The following is a 21,155-nucleotide window of genomic DNA, read 5'->3' as shown; positions in this document are numbered from 1 at the left end:
CGTGCGTGACGGGTGAGTCCTCGCTGGCTGGGGGACACGGGCGACGGTACTCTCCGCCGCCACCGCATGACTGCTCTGCTCTGCGCGCTCTCCCTCGTCGTCCTGACCCAGGCTCCGGCAGTGTCGGTGTCCTTCGACCTGCGTTCCCTGCCCGAGCAGGACTATCGACGGTGGGACGGAGTGGCGCTGGAGCGACAGGTGGCCCTGCGGCTGATTCAAGAGGGCTTCGCGGTCGTCTCGCCTCAGAGTCCGGCGCAGCTTCGACTGCGCGCGAGTCGCACCCCAGAAGGACTGCGCCTGGAGGCCATGGGGCCGAAGCAGCGGGTCGAACAGGGCGTTCGCGTGGGGCGAGGTTCTCTCTCGGAGCTTCATCTCGAGATCGCGCAGAAGCTCTCCGAGATGACGCGGGCGGTGCAGCCCCTGCCGGAGCCAGCGCCACCGCCTGTGCCCGAGCCCGAGCCCGAGCCCGTGCTCCAGCCTCCCGTGGAGGTGGCCGCCGCGCCCTGGCGTCCCTCGCTGGACCTGAGCCTGGGGTTGGGAACACTCTGGCGTGGGCCCGGAGTGGATCCGCATCTCCTGCTCTCGGTCAGGCGTGGCTGGGAGTCATTCGGCCTGGATGCGGAGGTGGGCCTCGGCATGTCCCGCGACGCGGCGCTGACCGTGTTCGAGGCCCAAGGTGGCGCCTTCTTGAGTTATCGGCTCTCCGTGGCGGAGCGCCTTCAGCTCGAACCGGGCGTGGGCGCGGGCATGGTCCTCCACGTCTTCCAGCTCAAGGACTCCGGGCTGTCGAGCCCGTCGGGGACCCAGGTCTCTCCCACGGGCTGGGCGCGGATGAAGCTCCGGTGGCGGCTCACCGGGCGTCTCGCGGCGGAAGCGCGCGCGGCCCTGGGGCTGCTGCGACCTGTGACGCATGTGAGCGAGGGCGAGACGCTGTGGTCACGGGGAGGCGCGAGGCTCGAAACCGGCGCCCTGCTTTCCTGGGGGCAGTAACCTTCGAGGAAAGTTTCTCCCGCTTGGATCGTAGGTCCTCAGGTGATGGATGTCGCGCGCTCTCCCCTCCACGGCCCCGCCCGCTCCGCCAGCCCGGCCTGTGTCGTTCGACACGCTCTACGAGGAGCACGCCGAGGACGTCTACGTCTGGGCGCTGCGGTATGCGGCGGGCCGCTCGGGTTGGGCTGAGGACGTCGCGCATGACGTCTTCCTCAAGGCATGGGAGCACCGGGCCTGGCTGCGCGAGGAGGATGTGAGGGGTTGGCTCTTTCGAGTCACGCAGAACGTGGCGTTCTCCGCGCTGCGGCGCGAGAGGACATTTCGACAGCGCATCGCCGAACTCTTTCTCCCGGCGCCACCCGCGGAGACGCAGTCCACGCCGGAGGCAGCCCTCGCGCGCAGAGAGGCGGTGCGCAGCGCCACGGCGACGCTGGACCGCTTGCCAGGGCAGGAGCGGGTGGTGATGGGCTTGAAGATCCTGGATGACCTGAGCCAGCGCGAGATTGCCCACCTGCTCTCGCTGTCGGAAGGCTACGTGTCGAAGTTGATCAGCCGCGCCCAGGGCCGCCTGTTGGCCTGGGGATGGGAGGTGGACGATGGCTCCCCGTGACTTCCGCGCAGCCCTCCGGCGTGAAGACTCGCACCGCCGCGAGCGAGGGATGCCACCGGCCGTCCGGGCCCGGCTGGGGGCTCGGCTGCGAGAGGCGCGCGCGCCGAAGCCCGCGTGGCCCAGGCGTCCGGTGTTCTGGGGACTTGCCGCCGCGGCGGCAACGCTCGCCCTCGGGGTGTTCCTCTTGTGGACGCCCTCCACCCGCTCTGTGGGGGGGCTTGAACTCGCGCGGGCCAGTGCTGACCTGGAGGTGCGGGAAGACGTCGCGGGCGTGGAGATTCAAGGCGGCGAGGCTGCTTTGTTGGACGCGGCGCGGGGCATCACCCTTCGAAATCAGGGACCGCTTGTCGTGCGCCGTGAGGCGTCGGGTGTGCGACTGGTCCGTGGCCGCGCGGAGTTCTCGGTGAATCACCGCCAGCCCGGTGCGCCCCCCGCCGTCGTGCTCGTGTCAGGCGGCGCCATCGAGGTCATGGGCACGCGCTTCACGGTGGAGCAGCGGGAGTCCGGCGGCGCGGTCACCCTGCATGAAGGCGCCATTGCTTTCCGTGTGCGCAGTGGCGCGGTGGTCCCCGTAACGGTTGGGCAGACACTGGAGTGGCCAGCGCCCGAGCCCGTTCCTCCCGAGCCAGAACGTCCGCAGCCGATCGCGGCGCCTCTCCCGACGAAGGCCGCTGCGTCCCGGGTGCCTTCCACGCCGGCGCGTGCTCCGAGCGTGGACGATGTCTTGCGAGAGCTGGAGGTGCTGCGGGGGCGGCACGAGTTCGAGCAAGCGGCGAGATATCTTGAGGAGTCGATGCGCAAGCAGCCGCTGGTGACGCGCGAGCGCCTCAGCTTCGAGCTGGGCTCGTTGCTGACGTACCAGCTCAAGGACGCGCCGCGCGCGTGCGCGCACTGGGCGAGGCATGAGCAACAGTTCCGGCGAGGCCGCTACGCGGAGGCCGTTCAACGTTCCCGTGTGACGCTGTCCTGTGAGCGCCAGGACCGCGAGACCTCGCCATGAACCGGAGGCATTGGCGCGCGCCGCTGCTGGCCCTGGCGCTGACTGCCTGCGGGCCCGCCATCATCGATCATTCTCCAACCGCCAATCTGCTCGATGCCGACACGGCCTCCCTGGAGTCGGGGCTTGGAACCTGGCGGGCGTGGTTCGCGGTCACCGTTTCGAGAGCATCCTCCGCCGCGAGAGACGGCGCGGCGGGTCTGCGCGTGGAGGTGGTCGAGCCCTACGGCTGGGGCGTCATCACCGACAACTGGCCAGGGTTCGTGGCCGCGCCGGGCGCTCACCGCGCTTCCTTCTGGGCGCGCGGAACGCAGGGGCACTCCCTGGTCGCCGAGATGCATGTCATCTGGAGAGACTCGAGCGGCAAGGAGCTGCAGACGGAGACTCTCTCCAGCCCCGTGCTCTCCGGCCAGTGGGTCCGGACCACTCGCGAGCTGACGGCCCCGGCGGGAACGGAGCGGGTGTCCGTGCAAGTGACGGGCGACGAAGGTTCACCCGGCGATGTCATCGAGCTGGATGCCCTGGTCGTCCGGGCCTTGGGCTCGCCTTGACGCGCGCTCAGGGGCGGTGGACCGAGAAGTCCACCTCCGGCGTCTCCGCTGACGGGCCGTCCAACAGAGGACTGCTGTTCCCGCGCAGGTGCTTGTCGAAGAAGACCCGCACGTACGCCGCGGTCACGGCGAACGCGCGAGTGCCCTCCAGGGTCCCGATCTGGATGTCCTTGCCCGCGACGTTGGGCGCGTAGGTCCGCACCAGGGGCAGGGCGAGGGCGATGTCGCTGAAGCTGAAGTGCTGCGTGCCGTGGACGGTGGCGCTGTAGCCCATGGCGCGCAGCTTCTGGAAGAAGGCGGACCGCGTGGGGTCCAGGGCTGACTCCTCGCTGTTCATCATCAGGAAGGGGGCGTGGACCTCCACGGACAGGTCGCCGTGGAAGCTCCCGTCCAGGTTGAGTCCCGCCTTGAAGCGCGCGTCCGTGCGGCACGCATCCGCGGACGTCGAGCCGCCGAACGAGTGACCGAACATCCCCACCCGCGTGAAGTCGAGTCGCCCCGCGAAGCGACCTTCGGAGGACTCGGCGCCGAGCTTCTCCAGTTGATCGAGCACGAACCGCGCATCGCCGGTCCAGACCGCCTGGATGTGGGCGTTCTGGGCTTCATCGACCGGGGAGATCTCCACGGTGTGCGGGAGCACCCTGCCATCTGGCAGCACGACGGGCGCGCCGGTGTAGGGATGGGAGATGGCCGCCACGACGTAGCCCTGGCTCGTCAGCTCCTCGATCGCGCCGCTGTAGATGGTCGGCGCGGTGCCATAGCCCGGGGAGAAGAGCACGACAGGGAATCGCTCGGAGCCCTCGGGTAGCGCGGCGTCGCGCACGGCGTGAGCGAAGTAGAAGCCAAACATCTGCGCCGGGAACCCCTGCCAGGCGGCGAGCAGCTCTCCTTCGACGGGATGGAGGAAGTAGGTGGCCGGCTGCGCCTGCGGCATCGCTCGCGCGGGATACCAGAGCCGCACCTGGAGCGTGCGGTGGTCATCGGAGGTCTGGGTGAACGACTCCTCGCGACCGGAGTCCGTCCACGTGAACTCGGTCGTGCCCAGCGCGTATGGACCCGTGGGCGCAGGGAGCTTCACCACGACATGGCTGGCGTCGTACACGCCGTCTTGAGCGGAGACCCCAGCGCCGCTCTGGGTCTTCGCGTCGAAGAGGACCCGGGTGCTCTCCGTGGCGAGCAAGCCCGCGTCGCGGAGGGCCGGAATAGGGAAGTTGAAGACGGCATCGATGCGACCATCGCCGTTCACGTCTCTGGGCGTCTCGGCGCCGTGAGCCGGCACCTTCCCCGTTCCCTTGGGATTCGTGAGCACCACCGTGGAGAGGTCAACCGTGGTGGGATCGAGCGTCTCGGAGCCCAGCAGCGCGACCTGTAGATCTCCCGTGTCCGAGCCGCGAATGGCGTTGGGGTAGACCCCCGGCATCACGTCCAGGGCCGCGTTGTCGACGCGCGTGAACTCCGGCACCGCATTGGGGTCCCCCGGATTCTTGGGGTCGTCCCCGCCGCAGCCCGCGCTGACAAGGGCGCAGAGCCCGAGCGCGACAGGCGCCCTCCACCCCCAGCCGCATGGGCGCTGAGCGCCGTGAATGGAGGACGCCCGTGACGAGAGTGACGGAGGCATGATGGTTCTTCCCTTGCGGAGTGACGCCACGGACCGCGAAGCACGGAGATGGTGGCGGACACTCCGCAAGAGAACACCGCCGCTCCGGCGGCCTGTCACTGCAAGTGCATTCCGGGAACTCGAGCCTCGAGGCCCGCGCGCAGCTCCCGCGGGGCATGTCACGGGAGTGTCAACGACGCGCCTCCGCGACCTCCTGGCCGAAGCGTCGCGGCTCTCCTTGCCAGCCGGTCCTGCGCAGGAACTCCTCCCAGGTGGCCGCGTGGGGGTCCACGCGCCGGCTCCACTCCAGGTCGCGGTCCTTGCGGTAGTAGCCGTACTCGACGGTGTACTGAACCATCCCCTCCGCCTCGCGCAGGAAGCCCTCGTCGCCGGCGAACTGGGGGAAGTGGTGGACGAGCTCTTCCCGCGTGAACGCGGAGGCGTAGGCGGCTTTCTTGCCTGTGACGCGCTGGAAGGTCTCGACCATCTCCTGCGGTGTGATCAACTCACCGATGACCGGCAACGTCTGACCGGCGTACCTGTCGCGGTGGCTGAAGATCTCCAGGACGGCCGGGCCCGCCGCGGTCAGCGGATCCACGAACGGCGCCCGGAAGTCCCTCGGGAGGTACATGGGGAAGACCACCGTGTCGCCCTCCATGCGCGGCGGGTAGTACTCCACGAAGTTCGTGTAGAAGTACGCCAGGTAGATGAACGAGCTGGCGACGGGGAGCGTGCGGATGTGCTCCTCGACCTGCGCCTTCTCCGTGAAGTGCGGCGCGTACTTCTTTCCACCCGAAATCTTGTCCACGTTCTCCAGGCCCGTGAAGAGCAGGTGCTGCACGCCTGCCTCGACGGCCGCATCCGCCTGCTGCTTTCCGACCTCGACCTCGCCGGTTCCGGGCGCCATGGGCGGCGTCATCAAGAATGCGCCGGAGGACCCGCGGAACGCCTCGATGAGCGCCTTCTTGTGCCCGAGTTCGAGCGGCACGGCGACAAGCTCCGCGCCCTTCTGCGCGAGGCTCTTGGCCTCGGGGGTGTCGGTCTTGCGAGTCAGGGCGCGCACGCGGTAGCGACCGCTCTGAAGCAACGCGTGGACCGCGCTGCGCCCCTGCTTGCTCGTTGCGCCTACGACCGTGATGAGCGGCTTGCTGGTCGACGACATCGGCATTCTCCTGGTGATGGCACCGTCTCTCGTCCGACCCCTTGAACGCACGTCACCCGAGGTCGCTCACGAGCCCGCCCGTGCAGCGGCTTGATAACGTGCGTTCTCGTCAGATTCATGCGCGTGCGCAAGTACGCACAATGTTGGTAGGTAGTACCCAAAAAGGAACCATTGGGATGGCGCGACGCACGGAAGGCAAGAGCGGGTGCTCGGTGGAATCGGCGCTCGCGGTGATTGGCGGACGGTGGAAGGGCGTCGTCCTCTACTGGCTGTCCACGCGGACGCTTCGGTTCGGAGAGCTTCGCCGCCTGTTGCCCAATTGCACCCAGCGCATGCTGACGCTGCAACTGCGCGAACTCGAGCAGGACGGCCTGGTCAAGCGCACGGTCTACGCCGAGGTCCCTCCGCGCGTGGAGTATGAGCTGACGCCCTTCGGGCGGAGCCTTGTCCCCATCCTCCTGGGCCTGAAGGAGTGGGGCGAGCGCTACCGGCGACGCCTCCCGTGACAGGTCGGCGCCCCTCGATGGGACGCCGACCGGGATCGGGTCAGTGAGTCTGGGACTCCAACGCGTACAGCAGCTTCCTCAGGTGCTCCGCGAGCGTCGCGACTTGGGGCGCTTGGAGGAGGGTCTGATGGTCTCCGGGCAGCTCGCACACGGTGATGCCACCGTGGATCCAGGTGGACCAGCCTCCATCCAAGGCCATGCCCGGGATGGCTCGCCGTGACTCGGCTGGGAAGAAGTGCGCCGTGCCTCCGAACGGACTCGCGGGCACGTAACCTCGTTGCGCCTCGCTCAAGCGCTCGTGCACGGAGAAGACGCGCTCGGCCTGTGTCGCGTCCAGCGCTCCCTCCGTGGGCATCGAACGCACCAGCTCCATCATGCGCGTCACTTGCTCCTGTCCCCGCAACTCGGTCAGCCGAACCAGTTCGTTCTCGGGAACATCGTCCAGCGTGACTCCCAGCATCTTGGCGAAGCGCGCGAGCCTCGCGAGGGGCGGAGGCTCGGGCTCGGGCGTACCGCTGGGCGCGTAGCTGTCCAGCAGCGCCAGCAGTTCGACGCGCTCCCCCAGGGCTTCGAGCTGACGCGCAAGCTCGTAGGCCGCGACGCCTCCGAACGACCAGCCCGCGAGTCGGTACGGGCCGCTCGGCTGCACGTCTCGGATCTGCTCCAGATAGTGACGGACGAGGGCCTCCATCGTCGGAGGCGGAAGCGCGCCGCCCTCCAGGCCGGGGGCGGACACGCCGTAGAGGACGTGACTCTCTCCCAACTGGTGGACCAGCTCCGTGTAGCTGAGCACCTCGCCGCCACCGCCGTGGATGAAGAAGACCGGGCGGCCTTGGGCCTGACCCACATCCAGTCGCGCGAGGTTGGGCCGGCGTGCGTGGGCTCCGACTTCGAGCCGTGCCGCGAGCCGTCTCACCGTGGCGCCTTGGAACAGCGCCGCGAGCGGAAGCACGACGCCCGTCCGTTCGCGCAGCAGCGCCATCAGCCGGACCGCGAGGAGCGAGTGTCCACCGAGTTCGAAGAAGTCATCCTCGGCGCCCACGCTCTCCAGGCGCAGCACCTCCGCGAAGGCCCGCGCGACCTGCGCCTCCTGCTCGGTGGCGGGGGGGACGTGCTCGACCGTGGTCGCCGTGGCCGTGGGGGCGGGCAGCGCGTTCCGGTCAACCTTCCCGTTGGGCGTCAGGGGCAGCGCCTCCAATGGAACGAAGGCGGACGGCACCATGTACTCGGGCAGTCGCTGCTGGAGGGCTCCACGCAGCTCCGACGGCGACAGAGACGCTGGCGCCACGTAGGCGACCAGCCGCTTGTCTCCCGTTGCGTCCGCGCGCGCGACGACGACGGCGTCATGCACGGCGGGCAGCTCGCGCAGAACCTGGGCCACTTCGCCCGGCTCCACTCGGAATCCGCGCACCTTCACCTGGAAGTCCACGCGCCCGAGGAACTCCACCCGTCCATCCTCGAGCCAGCGCACCCGGTCTCCCGTGCGATACATGCGCGCGCCCGCCGTGGGGGCGTGCGAGTCCGGCACGTAGCGCTCCGCGGTCAACTCGGGCCGGCCAAGGTAGCCGCGCGTCACCTGCGAGCCCCCGACGTACAGCTCGCCCGGGACTCCCACGGGAACCGGGCGCAGCGCGGCGTCCAGCACGTACAGCCGCGTTCCAGCCAATGGCCACCCGAGGGGCACCGATGTTGGCGCCGGTGAGGGGATGGGCAACGTCACGCGGCCCGCGAGCACACCCACGGTCGTCTCCGTGGGGCCGTAGTGATTGTGGATCTCGCACTGGGGTGCCAAGGCGTGCACCGTCTCCAGCAGCGGCCAGGTGGAGGACTCACCACCCAGCACCAGCCGCTTGCGAGGCAGCACGTCGCGCGGGCGCTCCGCGGTCAGCAGCGCGGAGAGGTGAGAGGGGACGATCTTCATGCAATCGATGGCGTGGCGTTGGACGTAGTGCGCCAGTTGGTCCGGCGTGGACGCGCACTCCTGCGACACCACGTGGAGGCATCCGCCCGTGCGAAGCGCGGGGAAGAGCACGGTGTTGCCCAGGTCCGCCACGAAGGTGGAGACCATCGCGAAGCTCGCGCACTCGGTGAGCGAGAGCCGCTCGGTGACGGCTTCGACGTAGGCGTGCAGATTCGCGTGCGTGACGCCCACGCCCTTGGGCCGCCCCGTGGATCCAGAGGTGAACAGCACGTAGGCGAGCTGCTCCGGATGTTGGACGACGCCGGGCGCGGACGTGGGATGCCGCGTGATTCGCGGGGCATCCCCATCCAGACACACGTGCGGCGTGCCAGGGGTCTCCAGGGTCGCGGAGCGCGCGGAGACCGTCACCAGCGCGGAGGCGCCGATCTCCTCGACCAGGGACTGGAGGCGCAGCGACGGTTGAGAAGGATCCATCGGGACATACGCGGCGCCAGCCTTCCAGATGCCCAGCAGCGCGATGACCGTGTCCGCCGAGCGCTCCAGGCAGAGCGCGACGCGCGAGTCCGGTCCAACGCCCATCTCACACAGGTGCCAGGCGAGCTGATTCGCCCGAGCATCCAGGTCGGCATAGGTGAGGACGCGTCCCTCGCTCGCGACCGCGGGGTGCTCGGGATGCCGCGCGGCCTGCTCCGCGATGAGCGCGTGGAGGAGCCGGGGCGTGGCCTCAGCGGGAGGCCCGACCTGGAGCGTCTCCAGCACGCGCGTGCGCTCCGCGGCGGTCAGCCATGGCAGGGAGTCGAGCCGGGCCTCGGGATTCGCGAGCGCCGAGTCCATCAACGTGCGCAGGTGCTCGACGATTTGGGTGACGGTTCGCCGCTCGAAGAGGTCCGTGCGGTAGCCCAGCCATCCGGACAGTCCGGCGGGTGCTTGCACCAGGGACAACGTGAGGTCTGCCTTGGCGGCCTCGAAGTCGCGCTCGAAGGGCAGGAACGTGAGCCCCGGCAGGGTGAGCGTGCTCGCCGGCGTGTTCTGCAACACGAGCAGCACTTGGAACAGCGGCGAGTGGCTGAGGCTGCGCTGAGGTTGAAGCTCTTCGACGAGCTTCTCGAAGGGGAGGTCCTGGTGCGCGTAGGCCCCGAGCGCAGTCTCCTTCGCGTCCTGGAGGAGTTGTCGGAAGGAGCGCGCTCCCTCCACGTGTCCTCGGAGGACGAGCGTGTTGACGAAGAAGCCGATGAGGTTCTCCGTCTCTCCGCGCTGACGGCCCGCGATGGGTGAGCCGACGCAGATGTCCTCCTGGCCCGAGTACCGAGAGAGCAACAGCTGCCAGAGCGCCAGCAGGGCCATGAACGGCGTGACGCCTTCGCGTTGGCAGAGCGCGACGAGGGCCTCGCTCTGCGCGGTCGAGAACTGCACCGGGACATAGCCACCGCGCGAGGTCTGCACCGCGGGGCGTGGCTTGTCCGTGGGCAGCTCGAGCATCGAGGGGGCTCCCGTGAGCTGGCGCTTCCAATAGGCGAGCTGCGCGTCGAGCGCGTCACCGTCGAGCCACTTCCGTTGCCACACGGCGAAGTCAGCGTACTGCAGGGGCAGCTCGGGCAGCGGTGACGGGCGTCGCTCGGAGAAGGCTTGATAGAGCGCGGCCAGCTCGCGCACCAGCACTCCCATGGACCAGCCGTCCGAGACGATGTGGTGCATGTTGAGCACGAGCAGGTGCTCCTCGGGCTTGAGCTTCAGGAGCGAAGCCCGAAGCAGCGGACCCCTGGCGAGGTCGAAACCCCGCGTGCTCTCGTCGAGCACGAGGCGCCGGGCTTCCTCCAGCGCGCCCGCGCCGAGGTGTGTCAGGTCCACGCGCGTCAACTCCAGCGGACTTGGAGGCAGGATGCGTTGAACGGGGTCGCCCGCGTGCTCGTGGAACAGCGTGCGCAGCGCCTCGTGCCGACGCACCAGCTCCGAGAGTCCCTGCTGGAGCGCATCGACGTGCAGCGCGCCTTCCAGGCGGACCGCGGAGGGGATGTTGTAGCTGGGGCTGTCCGGTTCGAGCTGGTGGATCAGCCACAGGCGCTGCTGTGCGAACGACAGCGGCAGGGACTCCGTGCGCGGCACGGCGACCACGGGGGGCGGCGCCGGGAGCGCGATGGCGCCTCGGGCGAGCAGGGCGCGGTAGCGCGTTCGGGCGCGCTCGTGCAGCTCCCGCCACGTGAGCGTGTGTCCTTCCCATTCCGCCGCGACCGCGCCCGGAGTCAGCAGCGCCTGGGCCCTGAACAGACGGTAGAGGCTGGCGTCCGCGGGCGTCGCGGCGTCCACGTCGCGCCAGCGCTCGATGAGGAGCCGGCGCTCGTCCTCCGTCAGCAGGGTGACGGCCGCGAGCGGGCGCGAGGGATTCGCGAGGACCGACTCCAGGAGCACGCGCAGGTGTCCCACGATGCGTGCCGCCGTGGAGGGCTCGAACAGGTCGGTGCTGTACTCGAGCTGTCCGCGAAGCCCCTGGCCGCGGTCGCTGATGGCCAAGGTGAGGTCGAACAGCGCGGCGCGATGCTCCAGCTTGTACGGAGACATCCGCAGCCTCGGCCCCAGCACTTCGGGCATGGGCGCGTTCTGGTACGCGACCATGACCTGGAACAGCGGTGAGCGGCCCGGGACACGCTCGGGGCGAAGCGCCTCCACGAGCTTCTCGAACGGGACGTCCTGATGCGCGTAGGCCCCGAGCGTCAGGGTCCGCACGCGGTCCAGCAGCGCTCGGAAGGTCGTGATGCCGTCGAACCGGGTGCGCAGCACCAGCGTGTTGACGAAGAAGCCGATGAGCCCTTCCAGCTCCGGCTGTGTTCGGCCCGCGATGGGCGAGCCCACGCTGATGTCGTCCTGGCCGCTGTACCGGGACAGCAAGAGCTGGAACGCCGCGAGGATGACCATGGACGGCGTGACGCCTTCCTGGCGGCAGAGCGCGTGCAACGCGTCGGAGAGTTCCCGAGGGAATTGGAACGGATGCGCCGCGCCGTGGACGCTGCGCGTGGCGGGCCGGGGCTTGTCGGTGGGCAGGGCCAGGAACGACGGCGCGCCCTGGAGTTGGCCCCTCCACCAGTCGAGCTGCGCCTCCAAAACGTCATCGCGCAGCCATCCTCGCTGCCAGAGCGCGAAGTCCGCGTACTGGATGGGGAGCGGATCCAGTCGTGGCGCCGCCCCCGTCGCCCGCGCGGAGTAGAGCGCGGTCAGCTCCTGGATGAGCACGCCCATGGACCAGCCGTCCGAGATGGCGTGGTGCATGGTGAGCAGCAGGGCGTGCCGTTCGCTCGACAGGCGCGCCACGAGGACGCGCCACAAGGGGCCGGTCTCCACGTCGAAGGGCAGCCACGCTTCGTACTGGAAGAGGTCCCGCACGAGCGTGTCGGGCGGGTTCGTCGACGGACCGGTCAGGTCCACCCAGCTCGCGGGCAGCGCGGGCCGCTCCTCGATGTGCTGGAACGGCTGATGGGCGTGCTCGTGGAAGGTGGTGCGCAGCGACTCGTGGCGCAGCTGGAGCTCTCGGAAGGCGCCCGCGAGCGCGGCCACGTCGAGCACACCCTCCAGGAGCACCGCGACGGGGATGTTGTACGAGGCGCTGTCGGGTTCGAGCTTCGCGAGGAACCACAGGCGCTGCTGCGCGAAGGACAGCGGCGGATGCTCGATGTCCTGTCTCGCCCTCAGCGTGGGCAGGGCCGTGACGGGTTGCGACGCGGCCTCCTCATCGATTCGCCGCGCGACCGCTCTCACCGTGGCGGCGGTGAAGAAGTCGCTCAGCGGGAGGTCGACTCCGAAGGCTTGCCGGATGCGAGAGAGGACCTGGGTCGCGCTCAGGGAATGGCCGCCCAGCTCGAAGAAGCTGTCGAGAGCCCCCACGCGTCCCACGCGCAGCAGGCTCGCGTAGAGGTCCGCGACCTGCCGCTCTCGCTCGGAGGCGGGTGCGACGTACTGGTGCGTGAGGCCGGAGGCATCGGGCGCAGGCAGCGCCTTGCGATCCACCTTGCCGTTGGGCGTGAGGGGGAAGGACTCCATCGCGGTGAAGAGCGACGGCACCATGTGCTCCGGCAGGTGCTGGCGTGCGTGCTCGCGCAAGGCGGTCGCGTTCACGTCCAGCCCCGGCTGCGGCACCACCCAGGCCACCAGTCGCCCATCGCCCGAGGCATCGCGGTGCGCGCCCGCGACCACTTGATGCACGTCCGGGTGCCTCGCGAGGACGGCCTCGACCTCGCCCAGCTCGATGCGGAAGCCGCGCACCTTCACCTGGAAGTCGGTGCGGCCCATGAACTCCAACGTGCCCTCGGCGCTCCAGTGCGTCAGGTCGCCGGTGCGGTACATGCGAGCCCCGGGCGTCGTCGAGAACGGATCCGGGACGAAGCGCTCGGCCGTGAGGTCAGGGCGTCCGTGGTATCCGCGCACCACCCCGTCACCCGCGATGTACAGCTCACCGGGTGCCCCCACGGGCACGCGCTGCCCCTCGGTATCCAGCACGTACACGCGCGTGTTGGCGAGCGGCGTGCCGATGGAGACCGTGGCCGGAAGCTCTCCCTCCGGGACGGGATAGCGCGTCGAGTAGACCGTGGTCTCCGTCGGCCCATACATGTTGGTGAGCACCGCGTTCGGCAGGGCCGCGCGCAGGCTCTGGCCGAGCGGGCCTGAGAGTGCCTCACCCCCGACGATCATGTGTCGCAACGAGCCGAGGAACGGCAAGGAATCCGGCGCGAGCACCAGTGAGCGCGAGAAGGCGGGCGTGCACTGGAAGTGCGTGATGGCGTTCTCACGGAGCAGCCGCGACAGGGACGGCGCGGTGCCTCGGGCCGCGGCGTGTTCGTCGTGGAGGATGACCTGGAGTCCGCGCGACAGGGTCCACAGCAGCTCCAGGACATGGATGTCGAAGGAGATGCTGGTGACCGCCAGCCACGTTCCGGGCCGCTCTCCTTCGAGCGGCCCATCCAGGGTCGGCAGCAAGTTGGTGACGGCTCGGTGCGGCACCATCACGCCCTTGGGGCGGCCGGTGCTGCCCGAGGTGTAGATGACGTAGGCGATGTTGTCCGGATGGACCTCGCCCTCCGCCGAGGCAGGCGGGCCTTGCATCGCCTCTTCCAGCAGGACGATGTGCCGGTCCTCCGTGGGAACGAGCCCCAGCAACGGAGACTCGGTGATGAGCACCCTCGCGCCTGAGTCCTGGAGCATCCAGCCCAAGCGATCGACGGGATAGCTCGGATCCAGCGGCAGGTAGGCCGCGCCCGCGTGATGGATGGCGTACATCGCCGCGACCATCTCCGGGGACCTCCGCACGCACAGCGCGACACGTTCATCCGCACGGACGCCCAGGGCCTGGAGGCGACCGGAGATGCGCAGGACGTGCTCGTACAGCTCGCGATACGTGAGGCGCGTGCCGTTCCCCTCGACCGCGAGGCGCTCGGGATGCCGCGCGGCGTGTTCCGCGAGGCCCCGGACTGGATATGCGTCGGGTGAATAGACCGTGTCCGTGGCGTTCCAGGACGCTGGGACGGGTTGCTCTGCGACGGGCGCCGGACGCAGGGCCTCGTTCGTAGCGGCCTCCTCCAGCGGAACGATGGGCTGGCTCAGGACCGGCCGCGCCCGCGTCTGCCGGAGCGTGGGCGAGAGTCCTTGACCCGTGAGTGCCGCGTCGATGCGGCGCGAGAGGCCCTCGACGGTGGGGGCCTCGAACAGCGTGCGCAGGGGCAGCTCCACCGCGAAGCCCTGGCGGATCCGGCTGATGGCTTGCGTCGCCAGGAGCGAGTGACCTCCCAGGTCGAAGAAGCTGTCGCGGGCACTGACGCGGGGAACGCCGAGCAGCTGGCCGTACAGCGCCGCGACCTGTTCCTCGGTGGGCGTCGCGGGCGCGACATAGGCGCGCGCGTCTCCCGCGTAGTCCGGCGCGGGGAGGGCCTTGCGGTCCACCTTTCCGTTGGACGTGAGGGGAAGGCGCGGGAGGACGACAACCGCGGAGGGGACCATGTACTCGGGCAGCTCGGCCTTGAGGGCCTCGCGCACCTGGGCGCCATCCGTCGCCACGTCATCGTGTGCCACGACGTAGCCCACGAGCCGCTTTCCTCCCGGCCCATCCTCCCGAGCCAACACCACGGCCTCGCGCACCTGCGGCAGTCGCGCCAGCGCTGCCTCCACTTCACCCAGTTCGATGCGGAAGCCGCGCACCTTCACCTGCGCGTCGGCGCGGCCCACGAAGTCCAACGTTCCGTCATCGCGCCACCGGACCACGTCACCCGTGCGGTACAGCCGGGCTCCGGGCTCGGTGCCCAGCGCATCCGGGATGAAGCGCTCGGCGGTGAGCGACGGGCGGCCCGGGTAGCCTCGCGCCACGCCGATCCCGCCGAGGTACAGTTCGCCCTTCACGCCGATGGGGACGGGGGCCCCGTGCGCGTCGAGCACATAGGCGCGGACGTTGGCGAGCGGACGACCGATGGAGGGACGACGGCCGTCCGCGCGGACCTCCGCGAGCGTCGCCACGACGGTCGCCTCGGTGGGGCCGTAGGTGTTGAGGACCGTTCGCGACGGAGCCCAGCGCGCGAGGACATCCACCGGCAACGCCTCGCCGCCGGAGATGACCGTGCGCAGCGCGGGCAGGCCCTCGGGAGACGTGGCGGCCAGCGCGGCGGGCGTGAGGCTGATGACGGTGAGGGCCTCGGCTCGCAGGAACTCCTGGAGCGGTGCGCCGGGCATCAGCTTCTCCAGCGGCGCGAGGACCAACGTCCCGCCGTTGCAGAGCGTGGTGAAGATCTCCTCCACGGACAGGTCGAAGCTCAGGCTGGCGAACTGCAACACGCGGCTGCCGGGGCCAATGCCATACGCCACCGCCTCATGCGTGACGAGGTTGGCCACGGCTCGATGCACGATGGCCGTGCCCTTGGGCTTGCCCGTGCTGCCGCTCGTGTAGAGGAGATAGGCGAGGTGCTCGGGCGTCGCGCCGGAACGAGGTGCCTCGGAACGCTCCCGAGCGATTGTTCCGCCATCCGTGTCCAAGCAGAGCGCGTGAGCGTGGAACGACGTGGGGAATCGCTCCAGCAGCGGGGCGCGCGTCACCAGGGCGACGGCTTCGCTGTCCTCCAGCATGAAGGCCAGCCGCTCACGCGGGAGCTGCGGATCCACCGGGACCCAAGCGCCGCCGGCCTTGAGGATGCCCAACAGGCCAATGACGACATCCAGTGAGCGCTCGACGCTCAAGGCCACGCGCGTCTCCGGGCCCACACCTCGGCGCCGCAGGGCGTGCGCCAGTTGGTTCGCTCGGGAATCCAGCTCCTGGTACGTGAGGTCCACGCCCTCGTAGCGAGCGGCGATGGCACGCGGGGCGCGGCGCACCTGGGCTTCGAAGAGGGTGTGGACGCACGCGTCGGGGAAGTCCGCGCGCGTGTCATTCCAGGCGAGCAGGAGCTGGGCGCGTTCCTCTCCGCCGAGCAGGTCCAGCGTGGAGACGCGCTGCTCGGGCTTGGCGAGGAAGGCCGCGAGCAAGGTCTCCAGGTGGCGCATCATCCTCGCGACCGTGGAGGGGTCGAACAGCTCGCTGGCGTACTCCAGGTCTCCGGTGAAGCCCTGTGTGCCGCGCAGCAACGTCAGCGTCAGATCGAACTTGGCGGCTCGCGGCTGGCGCGTCACATGCCGGAACGTGAGGCCCGGCACCGCGAGCTCCGCGGGCGGCATGTTCTGGAGGATGAACATGACCTGGAAGAGCGGCGCCTGCCGCAGGTCACGCATGGGCTGGAGTTGCTCATAGGGGACATGCTGGTGGGCGAAGGCATCCAGCGTGGTGGTGCGCACGCGGCGCAGCAGCTCGCGCACGGTGGGGTCTCCTCCCAGGCGCGTGCGCATCACCACGGTGTTCGTGAAGAACCCGACGAGTCCCTCCATCTCGGAGCGGTCGCGCCCCGAGAGCGGTGAGCCCACGCTGATGTCGTCCTGTCCCGAGTAGCGCGCCAGCAGGAGCTGGAACCCGGCGAGCAGGAACATGTAGGGCGTGATGCCTTCCCGGACACAGTACGCTTCCAAGGCCTCGGACAGCGCGAGCGGCAGGTTCACCGACAGGTGCTCGCCTCGGGGGATGTCGCGATGGATGCGCGGCCGGTCCGTGGGCAGCTCCAGCTCGCGCGGCACGTCATCGAGTTGGGCCTTCCACCACGCGAGCTGACGCTCCAGCTCACCGGCCTCCAGCCAGCGACGCTGCCAGACCGCGTGATCGACGAACTGGTACGGCAGCGGTGCGAGGCGCGCGGGCGTGCCGGAGGTGAAGCCGCGATACAGCTCCGCCATCTCGCGCACCATCACCCCCAGGGACCAGCCGTCCGAGATGATGTGGTGGACGTTGAGGAGCAGCACGTGCTCGCGCGGGTCCACGACGAGGAGCGAAGCGCGCAGGAGGGGGCCCGCCCCCAAGTCGAAGGGCCGCTGGGCGTCGGCCTCCGCGAGCCGCGCCGCTTCGGGCTCTCGGCGCTCGCGTGGCAGCTCGCGCAAGTCGATGAGGTCGAGCGACAGCGACGACGGCGCCTCGATGACTTGAACGGGCCCGGCCGTGCCCTCGCGGAAGCGCGTGCGCAACGCCTCGTGGCGATGCACGAGGGCTTCCAGCGATTGACGCAGCGCCTCGATGTCCAACGTGCCGGAGAGCGGCAGGGCGATGGGGATGTTGTACGCGGGGCTCCCGGGGGCGAGCTGATCGAGCAGCCACAGGCGCTGCTGCGCGTGCGTCGCGGGAAGCTCGTCCGTGCGAGGCACGCGCTCGATGGCGGCGCGCGCGGCGTGGGCGCCCGTGCGCAGCGAGGCGTCGATGCGCGCGGCGAGCGCGGCCACCGTGGGCGCCTCGAAGACCGCCTGGAGCGGCAGCTCCACCGCGAACGCGTTCCGGATCCGCGACATCAGCCGCGTGGCGAGCAGGGAGTGGCCTCCCAGCTCGAAGAAGCCATCCGTGGCGCCCACCGAGGGGACTCCGAGGAGCTCGGCGTAGATGTCCGCGACGCGCTGCTCCGCCTCGGTGGCGGGCGGCACGTGCCGGCGCTCCAACCCCGACGTGTCGGGCGAGGGCAGCGCCTTGCGATCCACCTTGCCGCTCGGCGTGAGCGGGAAGGACTCCATCGGCACCACGAGCGATGGGACCATGTGCTCGGGCAGGTGCTTGCGTGCGTACTCCCGCAGCGCGCTCGCGCTGACCTCGTGCCCCCTGGTCGGAACGACCCAGGCCACCAGTCGGCCATCTCCCGCGCTGTCTTGCTGCGCGCCCACCACCGCCTGACGCACGGCCTCGTGGCGCGCGAGGACCGTCTCGACCTCGCCCAACTCGACGCGGAAGCCGCGCACCTTCACCTGGAAGTCAGTGCGGCCGAGGAAGTCGAGCGTGCCGTCATGTCGCCAGCGCGCCAGGTCTCCCGTGCGGTACATGCGCGCGCCCGGGCGATCCGAATATGGATCCGGAATGAACCGCTCGGCCGTGAGCTCCGGTCGTCCGTGATAGCCGCGCACCACGCCAGCGCCGGCGATGTACAGCTCGCCCAGCACCCCCCGGGGAGCGGGCCGTCCTGTCCTGTCGAGCACGTAGTACTCGGTGTTCCAGACGGGCGCGCCAATGGAGACGGTCGCGGAGTCCTCGCCCTCGGCGACGGTGTGCGTGGAGGACCAGACCGTGACCTCGGTCGGTCCGTACATGTTCGTCAGCGCCGTGCCGGGCAGGACCTGTTTGATCTGCTCCGCCAGCGGACGCGGCATGGCCTCTCCGCCCATCATCAGATGCCTGAGCGAACCGAGCGAGGCGAGGGACTCGGGGGCCAGCAGCAGCGCTCGCGCGAAGGGCGGCGTGCACTGCAAGTGGGTGATGGTGTGGCGGCTCAGCACTTCTGGAAGTGGGAGCGCGGTGCCTCGGGCCGCGGCTTGCACATCATGCAGGACGACGTGGAACCCTCGCGACAGCGTCCACAGCAGCTCCAGGACGTGGATGTCGAAGGAGATGCTGGCGATGGCCAGCCAGGTGCCCCCCGCGTTCTTGTCCAGCAGCGCATCCATCGCGTGCAGGAAGTTGGCGGCGGTCCGATGCGTCACCATGACGCCCTTGGGGCGTCCCGTGCTTCCCGACGTGTAGATGATGTACGCGAGGTGGTCCACGCACACGTCACCCGAGGGGATGACTGACTCGGGCGTCTCGGGGACGTCATCGAGCAGGACGGTCGGGAGCCCTTCCGCGGGGATGAAGCCGATCAGGTCTCTCTGCGTGACGAGGACCTTGGCTCCCGCGTCCTGAAGCATCCAGGTCAGGCGCTCGACGGGGTAGGCCGGATCCAACGGCACATAGGCGCCACCGGCGTGGAGGATGGCGAGGATCGCCGCGACCATGTCGGGCGAGCGGCGCACGCACAGCGCTACGCGCTCATCCGGCTGGAGCCCGAAGTCGCGCAGCTGGCGAGACATGCGCAGCACGCGTTGGTGGAGCTGGCGGTAGGTGAGCCGCGCGTCTCCGAAGGCCACGGCGAGGGCCTCGGGGGTCCGCGCGACTTGCGCCTCGAACTGGAGGTGGAGGCACGTGGCCTCGAAGGGGCGCGCGGTGTCGTTCCAGGCGCGCAGTACCTCCTGTCGCTCATCGCTCGTGAGGAGCGGGAGCTCCTGGACGCGGGACTCGGGCGCCTGGACCACGGCCTCCAACAGGACGCGCAGGCGCGTGAGCATTCGCCGCGCGGTGTCTTCTCGGAACAGGGCGGTGGCGTAGTTCAGCGCGCCGACGAGCCCCTGACTGGACGCCGTGAAGGTGAACGTGAGGTCGAACTTCGCCGCGCCGTTGTCCACCTCGATGGGCTGGATGGTGAGTGCATCGGGCACCGAGGCATCCGCGACCGACTGCGGTGCGTTCTGGAGAATGAGCATCGCCTGGAACAGCGACGCGCGGCTCAGGTCGCGGCGGGGTTGAAGCTCCTCGACCAGCTTCTCGAAGGGGATGTCCTGGTGGGCGTAGGCGCCGAGCGTGGCCTCGCGCACTCGCGCCAGGAGCTGAACGAAGGTGGGCTCATCCTCCATGCGCGAGCGCAGGGCGATGGTGTTGACGAAGAGGCCAACGAGCCCCTCCAGCTCCGCGAAGCGACGCCCCGCGATGGGCGAGCCGATGACGATGTCCTCCTGTCCCGCGTGACGCGCCAGCAGCGTCTGGATGGCGGCGAGCAACGTCATGAACAACGTGGCGCCGTGTTTCCGTCCAAGCGCTTGGAGTGACTCGCTCAGCGCGAGGGGGAGCTGGAAGTGGAGCGTCGCGCCATCGAAGGACTGCGTGGGCGGACGCGGGAAGTCGGTGGGCAGTTCGAGCGCCTGATTCGCTCCCGCGAGTTGCTTGCGCCACCACTCACGCTGCTGCTCCAGGTGCTCGCCCTGGAGCCAGGTGCGCTGCCAGCGCGCATAGTCGGCGTAGCTCGGGCCTAGCTTCGCCAGCGGCGAGGGCTGGTCGCGCGTGAAGGCCTGGTACAGCTCGGACAGCTCGTGCACGAGGATGCCCATGGACCAGCCATCCGAGACGATGTGGTGCATCGTCAGGAGGAGGATGTGGCGACGCGCCTCCAAGCGGAGCAGGCGGGCGCGGAGCACGGGCCCGGTGGCGAGCATGAAGGGGGCCGCGGCTTCCGCTTCAGTCAGTCGGCGCGCTGCATCCTCGCGATCCTCCCGGGCGCTGAGGTCGAGGACCTCCAGGGAGAAGGGGCCAGGGGGCGTGATGCGTTGGGTGGGCTCGCCGTCCTGCTGCGGGAAGGACGTGCGGAGCACCGCGTGGCGATGGAGCAGCTCTGCGAAGGCACGCTCCAGGGCTGCGACGTCGAGCGGCCCTTCCAGCCGGAGCGCTCGGGGCATGTTGTACGTGCCCGTCCCGGGCTGGAGTTGATCCAGGAACCACAGGCGCTGCTGCGCGAAGGACAGTGGTGCATCGGCCTCGGAGGCTGCGGCGACGAGCGGCGGAATCGCACTGCCGTGGTGGGCCTGGAGTACGGCGTCAATGTGCGCGGCGAGCCGAGCCACCGTGGGTGACTCGAAGAGCGCACGCAGCGGGAGATCAATGCGGAACGTGCTGCGCACGCGTGCCACGACCTGAGTGGCCAGCAGGGAGTGGCCGCCGAGCGCGAAGAAGTCGTCCTCGGCGCCGACACGCTCCAGTCGCAAGACCTCCGCCCAGAGTCCCGCGAGCAGTTCCTCCGTGGGCGTGCGAGGCGCGACGTGAATTGCCGCTGCCGCATCAGTGGCCTCGGGGGCGGGGAGGGCGGGACGGTCGAGCTTGCCGTGGGAGGTGAGGGGGAATGCCTTCAAGAAGATGAAGGCGGAGGGGAGCATGTAGTCGGGGAGGGAGGAGCGGAGGGAGTCGCGGAGGGAGGAGGGGGAGGAAGGGGAGCCGAGGAGGTAGGCGACGAGGCGTGTGTCGCCAGGGACGTCCTCACGAGCGAGGACGAGAGCCCGGTCGACGGAGGGGAGCGACTGGAGGGCGGCCTCGACTTCGCCCAACTCGATGCGGAAGCCGCGGAGCTTCACCTGGAAGTCGAGACGGCCGAGGTACTCGACTTCACCAGAGGGGAGCCAACGGGCCTTGTCACCGGTGCGGTAGAGGCGCTCACCAGGGGCGGAGGCGAAGGGGTGAGGGATGAAGCGCTCCGCGGAGAGAGAAGGCCTGTCGAGGTAGCCACGGGCAAGGCCAGCGCCGCCGATGAAGAGCTCTCCGGGGACGCCGATGGGGCAGGGGGAGAGAGAGTCGTCGAGGACGAAGAGGGAGACGTTGGGGAGAGGCTTGCCGAGAGCGGGGCGCGAGTTGGGCGCAATGAGGCGAGAGGAAGCGTCGACGGTGC

The 21,155-nt window shown here is 69.7% G+C and carries 8 protein-coding genes; 5 read left to right on the top strand and 3 right to left on the bottom strand.

Translation table 11 applies throughout. The features are described 5' to 3' along the window. Positions 1–66: 66 nt before the first annotated feature. From KRR26_RS32295 to KRR26_RS32280, 4 genes are read left to right on the top strand one after another with little or no spacing between them, the layout of a single operon-like run. Positions 67–990, top strand: a complete 924-nt coding sequence (locus KRR26_RS32295) for a hypothetical protein (RefSeq protein ID WP_217081688.1) — start codon at positions 67–69, stop codon at positions 988–990. A gap of 49 nt (positions 991–1,039) precedes the next feature. Further along, complete coding sequence (locus tag KRR26_RS32290) at positions 1,040–1,600, top strand: RNA polymerase sigma factor (RefSeq protein ID WP_217081687.1); 561 nt, start codon at positions 1,040–1,042, stop codon at positions 1,598–1,600. Between the two features lie 49 nt (positions 1,601–1,649). After that, the gene (locus KRR26_RS32285; RefSeq protein ID WP_236069405.1) at positions 1,650–2,600 is read left to right on the top strand and encodes a FecR domain-containing protein; all 951 of its coding nucleotides are present in this window, start codon (positions 1,650–1,652) and stop codon (positions 2,598–2,600) included. Continuing rightward, complete coding sequence (locus tag KRR26_RS32280; protein WP_120203509.1) at positions 2,597–3,148, top strand: hypothetical protein; 552 nt, start codon at positions 2,597–2,599, stop codon at positions 3,146–3,148. Before KRR26_RS32285 ends, KRR26_RS32280 begins: the two co-directional genes overlap by 4 nt. 7 nt (positions 3,149–3,155) lie before the next feature. Here the strand turns inward: KRR26_RS32280 and KRR26_RS32275 are convergent, their stop codons facing one another. After that, positions 3,156–4,610 (bottom strand): alpha/beta hydrolase family protein, encoded by a 1,455-nt coding sequence (locus KRR26_RS32275; RefSeq protein ID WP_217081685.1) that lies wholly within the window; start codon positions 4,608–4,610, stop codon positions 3,156–3,158. A 325-nt stretch (positions 4,611–4,935) separates the two neighbouring features. After that, a complete protein-coding gene (locus KRR26_RS32270) occupies positions 4,936–5,907 on the bottom strand; it encodes an NmrA/HSCARG family protein (RefSeq protein ID WP_217081684.1) in 972 nt (323 codons plus the stop codon). 176 nt (positions 5,908–6,083) lie between these two features. On the opposite strand from KRR26_RS32270, the gene KRR26_RS32265 reads away from it, so the two are divergent. Beyond that, positions 6,084–6,413, top strand: a complete 330-nt coding sequence (locus tag KRR26_RS32265; RefSeq protein WP_120203514.1) for a winged helix-turn-helix transcriptional regulator — start codon at positions 6,084–6,086, stop codon at positions 6,411–6,413. 40 nt (positions 6,414–6,453) lie between these two features. Here the strand turns inward: KRR26_RS32265 and KRR26_RS32260 are convergent. Then, positions 6,454–21,155: non-ribosomal peptide synthetase (locus KRR26_RS32260; RefSeq protein WP_217081683.1), on the bottom strand; the 14,702-nt coding region annotated here is incomplete at its 5' end.

The organism is Citreicoccus inhibens (assembly GCF_019039035.1).
In the GTDB taxonomy this organism is placed as follows: Bacteria; Myxococcota; Myxococcia; order Myxococcales; family Myxococcaceae; genus Citreicoccus; species Citreicoccus inhibens.
Note: the sequence above shows the minus strand (reverse complement) of the source record. Positions and strands in the feature narration are given on the sequence as shown.